Below are 13,672 nucleotides of genomic sequence, written 5' to 3'. Positions count from 1 at the left end.
AATAAATCACAAGGTAGAGTGAAGTTCACTCTACCTATATACTAAATATTCCACTGAGCCCTTCCTGTGTAACATATACTTTCTACTTATAAATTGAAGTTCTTTTTCCAAGCCACCAATTTCCTAGCCTGTCACTAAGCCAAGGCATTACCCAGTAATCTAAACCGAATATTCTACCTGCTCCTCCCATTAATGCAATGGCACCAAAGAAATGCCATAATATACTCCAGTCACCCATTGCTGAAAGCACAAAGTTAGTAACTAGGAACGCTGATGCTGCACTTGCGATGAATGTAAATAACCCTGCAAGCAAAGCAAGTCCGATGCATATCTCCATAAATACAACCATTCTTTGGAACCAAATTGCAATGTCCGGATTTGGTATCATAATCTTCATTATTGCCTTATAAAAACCAGGCATTTGACTCAATATTGGTATAGGCTGTGATACTGCATTTGCCGCCTGTTCTGAAGCTCCTGAACCAGCCGCAACTAGCCAATCAAAAGGCATTTTCATATTTCCTGCTTTAATCCAGCTGTCTGAACCTATCCCCTTAACTATTGAACTAAAGCCATTCTGTGCCCAAGTATTTTCACCATAAAGCTTCTTCAGGCCTTCAAGTACCCATATGCAGCCTATAAATAACCTTAGTGGCAGTAGCCATAATCTATTAGCTTTTGAGGATAAGTGTCCTCTCATTATGCTTCTCTTATCTTCCATTGAGAAGAACTCATGCATCAAATAGTGGAAACATGCATTAATATTATTTACTCCCCAAAGATAATGAAGATTAACAAGATGTTTCATGACCATAGCAAAGAAACCTGACAATTTCATACCTGAAAGGTTTGCCACGCAATACCTTCCACCAATGGAAACCATAAAACCATGATAGTTTGACTTAAACTTTGTCATTTCTTTCTTTTCTATGGAAGCAATTATGTTTTTAACTATAGAGTTTCCAGTTTGAAGAGCTACTTCGACTATCTGTGGCGTTCCTTTTCCTGGTTGTTCTTCATAGTAGGTAATATCACCTGCTACAAAAACATTTTCTTTACCTACTGCTTGCATATATTCGTTAGCTAATAATCTTCCAGCCCGTCCTCTTTCCAGTCCGTATTCTCCTGCCTCTTGGTTTCCTTGTATGCCACAAGTCCAAATTACAGTTCTAGTAGGAATTTCTTGTCCGTCTTTTAACTTTATGCTATTAGGAGTTACCTCAACTATTGGTGAGTTCTTTAACAGTTTAACTCCATGCTTTTCCATATATTTTTCAGCTTTATTAGCTTGCTGTCTATCAAGCATATTTAGAATTGTTGACATTGCTTCTACTACTAAAAGCTTAATTTCTTTTTGATCTACATTATATTCTTTTGCAAGCCTGCTCTTCCACTCAAGAAGCTCACCAGCCATTTCTATACCTGTAAATCCTGAACCTGCTACTATAAAAGTAAGCATCTCTCTTCTTTTTACTTCATCTCTTTCCTTTGCTGCACTTGAAAACATGAATTGGATATGTTTTCTTATTTTTACTGCATCTTCAAAAGACCAAAGGGTAAATCCATTTTCCTTTACTCCTGGCACGCCAAAGAATGCTGGTTCCGAACCTGTGCCTATTACAAGATAGTCATACTCATAATTTCCAAAGGTTGTAACTACTGTTTTTTTATCAATGTCTACTTTTTCAATATAGTCTGTAACTACATTAACTTTTGTCCTACTAAATATTTTACTTAGTTCAATCTGAACTGATTCAGGTTGAACTCTTCCCCCTGCTACTTCATGGAGCTCTGTCATTAAAGTGTGGAAAGGATTCTTATCTATTAATGTAATCTCTATATTATTATTTTTTTTATATTTCTTAGCTAGCTTTTTAGCCACATGCACTCCACTGTACCCTGCACCTAAAACTAATATTTTCGTTTTGTTTAACATTTACCCACCTCATATCAACTTAAAAATTTAGTAAGATATTTAAGATTTTGACCAACCTAATTTAACCCGGCATTCTAAATAGGCTTTTAAATTCTGTAGTTTATAATAACAGAAGTTTGTGTGGATTTTATGTGAAATCAACAAAAAATATATAGTTAAGTTTTCCTAGCAGTTCTCCATAAAAAACACACAATATTGTGATAAAATTCAGATAAAATGCTCATGGAATAATTTAATATTCTATATAAAACTGGAGGAATACAGATGAAAAAACTTATATATGTTCTTGGAGTTTCTATCTTACTTACGCTGTCTCTAAGTGCATGTTCTAAGGTTAGTGAAAACAAAGCATATGAGAAAAATTTTATAACAATGGATACGCCTATGAAGCTAACAGCCTATGGTCCAAATGCACAAAAAGCAGTTGATGAGAGTATCCAAAAATTATATGAACTCAATGATATGGCTAGTTCTACTATTAGCAGTAGCGATGTAAGCAAAATTAATAATGCTGCTGGTAAGAATTATGTAAAAGTTCACCCAGAGATAATAAAAATGCTAGTTGCTTCACAAAAATACTCAAAATTAAGTAATGGAGCATGGGATATTACAGTAGGTCCCTTAATAAATCTTTGGGGAATAGGTACCGATAAAGCAAAAGTGCCTTCTGAGGATGAAATCAAATCTAAACTACCTTTAGTTGGATACGAAAAAATTATCATCGATGAAAAGAATAGTAGTGTCATGCTAAAAGAATCCGGAATGTCTATAGATCTAGGCGGCATAGCTAAAGGTTTTGCCGCTGATGAAGTGTTAAAGATTTATAAAAAATATAACATTAAAGATGGACTTATAAACTTAGGTTCCAGTTCTATTTATGCAGTCGGAAAAAGTGAAAATAGCCATCCCTGGTCCATTGGAATCAAGAATCCTAGAAATGAAATTGCCGGAAATTATCTAGGAATTATTAAAGCATCAGATGAGGCATTATCCACATCTGGTGATTATGAAAGATATTTCATTAAAGATGGAAAAAGGTATCATCACATACTAAATCCTTCAACAGGCTATCCAGTAGACAACGGTATTATGAGTGTAACTGTCATGGTATCTGGTGATGTTGCAGATAACAGTATGCTAGCAGATATTATGTCTTTAACTGTCTTTGAATTAGGTACAGAGAAAGGTATAAAATTAATAGATAGCATGCCAAATTTAGCCTGTGAAATTACAACAACAGATTATAAGGTTTATAAGTCATCTAGGTTCAAAGGCAGAATTTCAAATTTAAGTAATGATTTTACCTTTGCAAATTAGCCTATAAATACTGACCAATTCATCGGGTGTTAGAAATTAGTAAATAGAAAAGGCTCTAGGCACAATGATAGAACCATTGTATCTAGAGTCTCAAATAGTAGTTTAATCAATACTACCTGTTGAAGTTTCTTCCTTAGGTAAAGCTATATCACATACTTGACCAAAGTAAGCAAATTTTACTCCAAAAAGATATATTAGTACTCCCATAAGTGCTAAATATAGAACTATATACATTGGTCGTAAAAATGCAGCTGATACAGCATTATATAAAGTCAATGTTCCAAAGAACATAAATATAATTCCTGCTACCCATTTAATATATACTTCTGGTATATGCCTACACATCCATGCTCCACCTAAAATACCTATACCGTCCGCAATAAGCATTCCTACTGTCGTTCCCATCAGTATAAGCAGCGGATGTTGATTTTCTGCTGCTATAGTTATGGTCATAAGCTGCGTCTTATCTCCCATTTCAGCTATAAAGAAGGCAATAGCCACTGTGACTATAGGGCCAAACTTTACTTTTTTGTTTTCTTCATCATCTAGTTTATCTCCTCGAATTGTCCAAAGGCCAAAGGCCAAAAATGACACTGCTGCAACTACTTTTACCACATTCATTGGAATTACAGAACTTAAATAGCTTCCAACTGCAACTGCCAATGCATGATTTAGAATAGTTGCAATTAGGACACCCATAAGAACTTGTTTAGCCTTGTATTTGCTGGCCATAGCCATAGCTAGTAGCTGCGTTTTGTCCCCCATTTCCGCAACTACAACTAATAATAATGCTTTAATAAATGATGCCATTTTTACACCCTCCAAATTATTTTAGTTATGAAACTTAACTCTCCTCCCTTCAACTACTATTTCTCTATAAAAAATAAAGACTCTCAGCGCAATAATACACCCTGTTAGAAGTCTTTCTTGATGAAATGATAAATTGCATCAAAAAAGACTTCTAACACAATGTAAACATTGCGCTAAAAGTCTCACTTAACTAAAATAGTTACGATAAAGCCAGACCAGTGGTCAGTATGTTGACTTTATCACCTCTTTCAAGGCAGCTACTCCCTCTTAACTAAAGGATATTTATTTGATAGTTCAATTGTACTTGAACTTGCATTACTTGTCAATTAATTCTTTTTTCTAGGCCTTGTATTACATTAATTTTACATTTAGTAATTGACAATAATAATTTTAAATATTAATATATACGTATACCCCTATAGGTATAAAATAAATATTATTATGTTGGAGGATAAAAATATGCGTCAATGTATGGACATTCCAAAGGTTCAAACAAGAATAAAAAAAATAGAAGGTCAGCTTAGAGCTATTTCCGAAATGGTAACTAAAGATGTTCCTTGTGAAGATATTTTAATACAGATTAATGCTGCAAAAAGTGCACTGCATAAAGTTGGCCAGGTAGTTTTAGAAGGACATTTACAGCACTGTGTTCGTGATGGTATAGAGCATGGCGATGCCGACAAAACAATCGCTGAGTTTGCTAAAGCAGTAGAACATTTTTCAAGAATGGGTTAGGTGACAAAATGAAAAAATTAGTAGGCATTTTTAAAGATGAAGATAAACGTGTTGTGCTATTTCTAATAATTTCAGCTATATCGTTAGTTATCAGCTTTTTACATATTGGTAATTTAAAAATTGATGCAGCATGGTTAGCGATTATTCTCTGCGGTGTACCTATAATTAAAGGTGCTGCAGAAGGACTTATACAAGAATTTGATATTAAAGCAGACGTTTTGGTTGCACTTGCTCTTATTGCCTCTGTTTTAATCGGACAAACCTTTGCAGCAGGAGAGGTTGCATTTATTATGACATTAGGTGCATTATTAGAGGACCGTACCGTTGCTAAAGCACGTGCTGGTATTGAAAAACTGGTACATCTTACCCCTCGCACTGCTAGAGTTGTTCGTAATGGAGAAGAAAGCGTAATACCTGCAGAAAAAGTTCAGGTTGGCAATATACTTCGTGTACTTGCAGGTGAAACTATTGCTGTTGACGGTGTAATTATTTCTGGACAAACTTCTATTAATCAAGCAGTAATGACTGGTGAATCTCTGCCCGTTGATAAAGGTGTTGGTGATGAGGTTTCCAGTGGTACAGTAAATCAATTTGGTACATTTGATATGAAGGCTACTAAGGTTGGTGAAGACAGCTCACTTCAGAGGATGATTAGACTTGTAGAGTCTGCTGATGCAAGTAAGGCTAAAATTGTTGGCATGGCAGATAGATGGGCTACTTGGATAGTTGTGATTGCTCTTTTATCTGCAGTTGGTACATGGTTTGTTACAGGAGAGATAATTCGTTCAGTTACCATTCTTGTTGTATTCTGTCCATGTGCTTTAGTGCTCGCAACTCCTACTGCGATTATGGCTGGTATTGGTAATGCTACGAAATATGGTATCCTTGTCCGTGAAGGAGATGCGTTAGAAAGACTGTCAAAAGTAACTAGAATTGCATTTGATAAAACTGGTACTCTCACTTATGGTAAGCCTGCTGTAGTAGCAGTTGAAAGCTTTAATGCGAATATAAGTTCAGAAAAATTATTGACGCTTACAGCTTCTGCTGAGCTACGTTCTGAACATCCATTAGGTAAAGCTATTGTATCGCATTTTAAAACTACGTCAAACATAGCTCTAGAAGATCCACAGGAATTTGCAATGATTGCAGGTCGTGGTGTTAAAGCAACAGTTTCAGATAATATAATTTTTGCGGGAAATGCAGAATTGCTGGTTGAAAACTCAGTAGCAATGTCTCAAGATATATTAGACAAGGCATCCAGCTACAGAAATGATGGGTGTACAATTATATATATTGCTGTTAATAGTTGCGAGGCTGGTTTTATAGCCTTATCTGATACATTGCGTAAAGATTCTATTGATATGATTAAAAATCTTAAATCGATCAATGTAGAGATCATATTGCTAACTGGTGATAACCCGCAAGCAGCTTCTCATATTGCTAAGAGTGTTGGTATTACTAATTTTCACTCAGAATGCTTACCTGAAGATAAGATGTTGGCAATTGAGAAATATCAAAATGAAAATAAAATGATTTGCATGGTTGGTGATGGTATTAACGATGCGCCTGCATTAAAAAAAGCATACGTAGGCGTTGCAATGGGAGGTATAGGTAGTGACATTGCTGTTGATGCAGCAGATATTGCTCTTGTTAGTGACGATATTAAATCTATTCCCCACCTATTAAGTTTATCTCAAAAAACTATGAGTACAATTAAATGGAACTTATCTCTTTCTATGCTGTTAAATTTTGCTGCTATTATATTAGCAATGACAGGTATCTTAAATCCAATACTGGGTGCTTTAGTTCACAATGTAGGCTCAGTTGCGGTTATTATAAATTCTGCATTACTATTGAATTTTAAAAACAAATAAAAACTTTATTATTTTATAATAATATATAAAAGTAGAAAAACAAGGTAGAGAAAAAATGCTCTATCTTGTTTTTATTAAGTTTCAACTACTTAACCGTATATTATTGTACTTATTATCATAAAAAGAGACTTTCGGTTTCTAGTTATTTCGCTAAATCAAGAACAGACTTAAATGCTTGTGCTAATTTTTCTGGTTTATCAACTGCCCAAAAATGCATGAAGAATAGTCGAGGAACTTCGGTAAGCATATGATTGTGAATAGCAGTCACAGCAATATTATTCTTTCTTAAGATGCTTGCAACTGGATTGACTTCATTCGCTAATAAAACTAAATCACCTGCTGTAGCAACGTTTCGTCCTACTGATTGAAAATTGATGGCATGTGATATTCCCATTGCTGGAGATAATTGATGACCATCCTCTGAAATTATTGTAGTTCTTGGAACTGATAGCTGCAGCGCTTTACCTTTATGCGAACCTTTGTGTCCTAAAATATCTTCAATTACCTTCCAATCAATTTGAGAAGGAGGTTGTTGTTTTTTTATGTTAAAAGGAGTTCTTGTTAAAGAAAGTGCCTTTCTTACACTTTGAGCAAGTTTAATTGAATCTCCTTCGCCTTTAATGTGCAGATACATAATTCGTGGTGATTCATGCAGTAGGTGATTATGAAGCCCTGTTACTTCAATTCCATTTTCAATTAGGCTTGACATAACAGGACCTACTTCATTTTCCAGCAAAACAAGATCTCCCATCATCATGCTGTGATTTCCTAATTGATTAAAGGCTACCCAGGAGGTCAGTGCTAGATCAGGTTCTATTATAATACCATCTATTTTAACCTTTAAATCAAAACGTGGAAAAGTGAATTTAAGAACTCCTCCCGAAGTAGTACCTTCCTGAGAAAAAATCTTTTTTATGGTTTCTATATCATATTCTGATTTATGATTTCTAAAATTTAAGTCCTTATTTGATATTCCAATTGGAACTAATAGTTCTTGCCCTTCAGATATTTGATGCGGCCAAAATATATTATTAGACAATGCAAGCATTCTAACACAAATTCCGAAACGATGCGCTATAGTATATAGTGTATCATCATGTTGAACTTTATAAGTTATCATGAAGCTTCTCTCCTACTAATTGATAAATCTCCTTTATTATTCTATTCATTACCTTATTAAATAGTTACTGAGAATCATTGGAGATGAAGGTACAGTAAATCCTGATATGCTGCATGACTTTTCTTTGTCATATTATATTTAAAAGTTGGATTTAACTAATCACATAATGTAGACAAATTTCATACTATACTACCAAAAGTCCCCCCTTTATATTACATAGAAAATCAAGTTTTATATAAGAACTAAGGACAAAATACAATCTTGATTTTCTAAAAAATATCATAGAAGGACTTAAGATGACACATCATCATAAACAAATGAAAGATTCTTGTAACCATACTAAAGATACTTTCAGTCTTTGTAACCAATTCGCCAGAATACTTGGAGCAGAGATTTTAACATCTACAAGAGATTTATGCGTTGTGACATTTCGTAATGTCTTTGAAGCGCGATGTAAAAACACCATAAAATTCATTGAATAATATGGTGTTTGAAAACTATTTGTATTTTAATATTTATAGTGACTAATAAGAAAAATATAAATTAATTATTTAAGATTACCTAAAACTAGGCTTCTATTCTTTCCAATTTGTAAATAACTGGGTGAAGTCCGTCGTTACATGAATGTATTGCTATTCCATTTTGTTTTACATAAGGACTATTATCACCTGACGCTAAAAGAGCAACTTTACTTTTCAATCCTTCCCAAGCACCAATACAGAATTTATTTGGCATATCACAATTTTTGGATATGTATTCATCCCCTTCTTGTCCCTTTGCACAAACTACAGGAATGTTACTTTTTGCGTAATCTTTATGGATATCTTCAACCTTTAATTTTTTTAATATTGTAATTTTAACATCATAACACTTTGTAATTTCCATGTTTATACCCCCAATTTGTAAATGTTGTTTTTTTATAATGTCTTATGACTGAGACTTAATTAATATTATACCATGTTTTATATATACTTTCATATTTATATAAAACATGGTATAGTTATCCAATAACTTTAATAGTTGAGTCGCATTATATTACAATTCTATACTAGCTAATAGGTATCAAATATTTTTTTATTTTTTACTACATATAGAATCAAAAATAGCTATATATCCTATAACATCAGGACATATAGCTGTATCATTAGAATTGTAATTTTTGTAATTGCTCTAGCTGCTTATCTAAATTATCAATATTAGTATTTAGTGTCTTAGCATCAAGTGGCTTTACTTTCACTGCTGCATTTATAGCATGTAAAGGCTCTTCTATCTTCTCATATAGATCAGGAGATTTTGCTTTAACATTATCCTCAAACTTTTTCCAGTTTATTTCTAAATATGCAGAAGTTTTTATAGTTCTTTCCTCATCATTTTGTGCAATCTTATTTTTCATTTTCTTTAAGGCATCTCTCATATTTTGAGTACCAGTTGAAACTAAATCAGATAATTGATATTGTTCTAGCTGTTTATCTAGAGTATCAAGTGCAGTATTTAATACATTAGTATCAAGTGGCTTTACTTTTATTGCAGCATTTATAGTATGTAAAGGCTCTTCTATCTTTTCATATAGTGCTGGAGATTTTGCTTTAATGTTATCCTCGAATTGCTTCCAATTTCCCTCTAATCCTTCAGAAGTTTTAATAGCATTATCTTCTTCTTTATTAGCTAGCTGTTCCTTCATCTTTTTTGAAACATCTCTCATATTTTGGATACCAGTTGTAGTTAAGTCTGCTAATTTTACTTGATCTAGCTGTTTGTCCAAGTTTTCCATAGCAGTATTCATAACATTCACATCAAGAGGTTTTACTTTTACTGCTGCAGTTATAGTATGTAATGGATCTTCAACTTTTTCATATAAAGTAAAGTACTTTTCCTTAACATTATCCTCAAATATCTTCCAGTTTCCTTCTAAACCTTCAGAAGTTTTTATAACCTTGTCTTCTTCCTTATTATTAAGCTCTGTTTTCATTTGCTTAATAACCTCTTTCATATTATTGCTTCCCTCTTGAATAGTAAGAGTTTTTTGTTTTTCCGCAGTTGCCTCCTGTTTAGTTTGATTTTGCGCTGAATTTGCAGCTTGTTCAGTTTTTTGTGTGCCACATCCTGCAAAAGTTAGTACTATACCTAGAGAACTTACCATAAATAATTTTTTGAAATTCATCATTATACTCTTTCCTCCTAAACATTAAAACATTTAATTTTTATCTTAATTAGCTTTTAAACCTTTTGAATTTGTATGATTTAATATAACCATTACAATTGCAACTATAATTAGAATCAACTGTGGAATAAAGCCTTCCCAAGTTGGATACATCCCAATCCAAGCTATGCTTGGAAGAATATCGCTGGAGGTTGCAGGTAATAGTCCTGCTAATTGTAGTCCATTTACTCCCATGCCAGTGAACTTTAATCCTAAGTAGAAAACTAATAAACTTGACACCATAAAGAATGGTCTCATTGGAACACGTAAACCAACCTTTAAAATAAGTAAAGCTATAATGACTAATATAGCCATGCCTATTGCAATACCAATAAGTAAGTCTGATAACTTAATTGATGAGGCCATACCGATATAAAATAAAACTGTTTCAGTTCCTTCTCTAAATACTGCTAAGAAGGCTAATAATCCTAAAGAAAATAAACTACCAGTAGCTATGGCTTGAGACCCTTTATCATTGACATAACTTTGCCATGCCTTAACACTAGATTTACTATGTAGCCAGTAACTAACATACATAAGCATCACTGCAGCAAATACCCCAGTCCAACCTGAAATTAGAAAATTGTTATTTCCAAAGGTGCCAGATGAAAATAAGACTTTTACAACCACTGCTAGCACTATACTCACAGCTAATCCTATGCCAACTCCTCCATATATCCAGCCTTTCTTGTCCTCATGCCCTGCCCTATTTAGATAACCAAGCAGTGCTATTACTACAAGTAGTGCTTCTAAACCTTCACGAAGTATTATAGTAATAACATCGATCATTGAATAAGAATTTCCGCCCACAAGTGGTGATAAATATGTATGCATTTTATTAATTGCTTTTAAAGCATTATCAGTTTGCACTGGATTAGTTGAAAGATATGCTTTAACACTAACCATGTCTTTTTCTGCATCATCGTATACCTTTTTAGACTTAGTAAGAACCACTCCTTCAACATCTAACCACGAAGAACTAAAGTCATTCATAGTTTTTAAAGCAGCTGCTGTATCTCCATTATCTATTTGAGATTTTGCTTTTTCTAAGAGCACCACTAAATCACCAATAGTAGTACTACTCTGTTTATTATCTTTTGAATCTTTTTTATTATTTTCACTATTTTTAAACTTTCCTGAAGCAAAGTCCTTATTTACAGCATCTAAATCTTTAAGAGCTTGTACTAGTTTGTCCTTTTGGATTGGATTTTGAGAAAACAAAAATGTAACCATGCCCATTTTATCTTCGATGCTTCCATAAGCTTCTTTTGATTCAGCCTTTACTCCATCTTCAAAATCTCTCCAACTATCTTGAAAATTATTATAAGATTCTTTGGCCTTTTCCATATCACCAGATTGAGCTAACTCAATCGCTTTTAACACAGCCTGGTTTGCTTTACTTAAATCTTCTTCAGCACTAGCTGCAAAAACCGTACTAGGCAAGATGGATACGGTAAGCATAACAAGCAAAAAGAATGTAAATATTTTTTTCAACTTTGATTACCTCTTTCTTTAATTCTATTTAATAATAATTTTCAATTTAAAGGATTGAAAATACATATCATTTGAAACTGAAAATTATTATCATTTATTCGACAAAATTATTATATATTAATTTTTTTTAAATATCAATATGTTAAAATTAATAAATTATTTTTTATTTTTAATACAATAATAAAATCTTTTAAATATCATTACTTTACTATAACACTAATTTGTGTGGATTTTATGTGGAATCAAAAATACCCTATATCGTAGACTTTTTTCTTGCCTACTCTATAGGGTACGTTTTATGAACCAACTAGTTTTCTTTATTTTTTACATTTGTATAATGTGTCTATATTTTATAGTTAAAATATATTTGCATCTTTTATATTTTTACCTTCACCTAGATGCTTCAACGGATTAAAGGCAGGACCCTCAATATTTTCACCTTCATAGCTAAATCTCGAGCCATGGCAAGGGCAATCCCAAGTTTTTTCAGCTTCATTCCATACTAATTCGCAACCTAAATGAGTGCAGGTTATATCGACTATATGTAACTGTCCCTGTTCATCACGATAAGCTCCTACTTTCTCTCCGTCCACATTAATTACTTTGGCTTCGCCATTTTTAATCTCTACGTCACTTGGAGCTGGAGTGAGTTTTCCGCCCAAAAGTTTTTTTGCTACATCTAAATTTTCAGATACTAATTTTGCTCCTGAAGCAATTATATCAAACCTAGATGGATTATATACAGGTGCCCAAGGACTTTCTCCTTTTGTAATCAACTCTGTCAATATTCTTGCCGATGCTGTACTATTTGTCATTCCCCATTTAGCGAAGCCTGTTGCTACTAATATGTTAGATGTATTAGATGTAAGATAACCAACATAAGGAACGCTATCCACAGTGGTACAGTCTTGCGTAGACCACCTAAATAATATTTCTTGTAAGTGGAATGTTTCATTTGCAAATTTCCCTAAGTTTTCATAGTGTACGTTAGTTTGCTTTTCGCTTCCTGTTTTATGATGTTCGCCACCAACTAGTATAATTTCGCCATCATCATACTTTTGAGAACGTAGAGAACGTCCTGGCTCTTCAGCTGTTATAAACATACCTTCTGGAAACTTATCTTTAACTTTAACTCCAAGTACGTATGACTTCTCAGCATACATCCTTGCAAAATACATTCCAAGCCCATCGTAGCATGGGAAGTGCGATGCAATAATAATCTTAGATGCAGTTACCTTATTCCCTGTACTTGTTACTACTGTACCTCTTTCTTCATCTTCAATATCTACAACTTTAGTAAATTCAAAAATATGACTACCATCACCTGGTATTTCCTTAGCTAATGAAAGTATGTATTTTAGTGGGTGAAATTGAGCTTGATTATCAAACTTGATAGCAGCTTTTATTTTAAAAGGCAGTGAAATATTCTCTTGATAACTTGCCTTTATCCCTAAGCTCGAAGCCGCTTTTACCTCTTCTTCAATTTTATTTATATATTCTTCAGATTGAGTATATACATAGGCAGGACGCCAACAAAAGTCGCAATCAATATTTCTTTCCTTCACTAAATTTGCAATAAAATGAATAGACGATTCATTGGCATCTGCATACTGTCTCGCCTTTTCTTTTCCAAATTTAGATATTATCTTGTCGTAAATTAAACCGTGCTGTGAAGTTATTTTGGCAGTTGTATGTCCTGTAGTACCATGAGCAATCCTATTAGCCTCTAATATAGCCACCTTTAAACCTTTTTCTTTTAAAAGAAATGCAGTAGTTATTCCTGCTATACCTCCACCAACTATAGCAACATCAACACTTATATCCTCTTTTAATGCAGGATAATCTGTTTTACTTGTTGATGCAATCCAGTACGGTTCGTGAACACTAGAAAAAACATTTAAATTATGTATTCTCGAATCTTCCATCATAAGCCTCCTTACACACCTTTTGCAAATGTATTATTAAAGCATATATTTTATTTTTTACTAATCTCATAAAAATATGTATTCCTTAGAAGGCATAATGCTGTTCTAAATTAAAGGCACTATATATAAAATACCTTCAAGGAGTAATATTAAAGCTTATTTAGCTAGTTAAGGGATATATTCCCGAAGCTGAAGGTAGATTTAAATACGCAGACTGAAGCTTGGAAACATATCCCGTCGTGTAAGTCAATTTTCGGCCTT

General features: G+C 33.3%; 10 protein-coding genes and 1 riboswitch. Of the genes, 3 read left to right on the top strand and 7 right to left on the bottom strand.

All coding sequences use genetic code 11. The annotated features are described in order from the left end of the window. Nucleotides 1-82: 82 nt before the first annotated feature. Complete coding sequence (locus tag ACZ5N4_RS04515) at nt 83-1,936, bottom strand: FAD-dependent oxidoreductase (protein ID WP_464207537.1); 1,854 nt, start codon at nt 1,934-1,936, stop codon at nt 83-85. Between the two features lie 264 nt (nt 1,937-2,200). Here ACZ5N4_RS04515 and ACZ5N4_RS04510 point away from each other — a divergent pair, with 264 nt between their 5' ends. Further along, nucleotides 2,201-3,253, top strand: a complete 1,053-nt coding sequence (locus ACZ5N4_RS04510; protein ID WP_464207535.1) for an FAD:protein FMN transferase — start codon at nt 2,201-2,203, stop codon at nt 3,251-3,253. Between the two features lie 102 nt (nt 3,254-3,355). Here the strand turns inward: ACZ5N4_RS04510 and ACZ5N4_RS04505 are convergent, their stop codons facing one another. Further along, nucleotides 3,356-4,063, bottom strand: coding sequence for a TMEM165/GDT1 family protein (locus ACZ5N4_RS04505; protein WP_464207533.1), 708 nt, complete (start codon nt 4,061-4,063; stop codon nt 3,356-3,358). Nucleotides 4,064-4,250: 187 nt separating this feature from the next. After that, nucleotides 4,251-4,341, bottom strand: a riboswitch (yybP-ykoY riboswitch). 181 nt (nt 4,342-4,522) lie between these two features. On the opposite strand from ACZ5N4_RS04505, the gene ACZ5N4_RS04500 reads away from it, so the two are divergent. Both ACZ5N4_RS04500 and ACZ5N4_RS04495 read left to right on the top strand, forming a co-directional pair. Next, nucleotides 4,523-4,798: a metal-sensing transcriptional repressor gene (locus ACZ5N4_RS04500; protein WP_178908258.1), complete on the top strand. Its 276-nt coding sequence runs from the start codon at nt 4,523-4,525 to the stop codon at nt 4,796-4,798. A gap of 8 nt (nt 4,799-4,806) precedes the next feature. Next, complete coding sequence (locus ACZ5N4_RS04495; protein WP_464207530.1) at nt 4,807-6,672, top strand: heavy metal translocating P-type ATPase; 1,866 nt, start codon at nt 4,807-4,809, stop codon at nt 6,670-6,672. Between the two features lie 142 nt (nt 6,673-6,814). Here ACZ5N4_RS04495 and ACZ5N4_RS04490 read toward each other — a convergent pair whose 3' ends face one another. The 5 genes from ACZ5N4_RS04490 to ACZ5N4_RS04470 all read right to left on the bottom strand — a co-directional run bounded on the left by ACZ5N4_RS04490 (nt 6,815) and on the right by ACZ5N4_RS04470 (nt 13,411). Continuing rightward, the gene (locus ACZ5N4_RS04490; protein ID WP_464207528.1) at nt 6,815-7,792 is read right to left on the bottom strand and encodes a DUF1259 domain-containing protein; all 978 of its coding nucleotides are present in this window, start codon (nt 7,790-7,792) and stop codon (nt 6,815-6,817) included. 567 nt (nt 7,793-8,359) lie between these two features. Further along, nucleotides 8,360-8,677, bottom strand: a complete 318-nt coding sequence (locus ACZ5N4_RS04485; protein ID WP_464207526.1) for a TIGR04076 family protein — start codon at nt 8,675-8,677, stop codon at nt 8,360-8,362. Between the two features lie 259 nt (nt 8,678-8,936). Then, on the bottom strand, nt 8,937-9,956 hold the full coding sequence (locus tag ACZ5N4_RS04480) for a hypothetical protein (RefSeq protein WP_464207524.1): 1,020 nt from the start codon (nt 9,954-9,956) through the stop codon (nt 8,937-8,939). A gap of 42 nt (nt 9,957-9,998) precedes the next feature. Continuing rightward, the gene (locus ACZ5N4_RS04475) at nt 9,999-11,486 is read right to left on the bottom strand and encodes an FTR1 family iron permease (protein ID WP_464207522.1); all 1,488 of its coding nucleotides are present in this window, start codon (nt 11,484-11,486) and stop codon (nt 9,999-10,001) included. A 356-nt stretch (nt 11,487-11,842) separates the two neighbouring features. Next, nucleotides 11,843-13,411 (bottom strand): FAD-dependent oxidoreductase, encoded by a 1,569-nt coding sequence (locus ACZ5N4_RS04470; protein ID WP_464207520.1) that lies wholly within the window; start codon nt 13,409-13,411, stop codon nt 11,843-11,845. Nucleotides 13,412-13,672 lie beyond the last annotated feature (261 nt).

This window comes from Clostridium nitrophenolicum (assembly GCF_055391695.1).
This window is presented reverse-complemented; position numbering and strand designations above follow the sequence as displayed.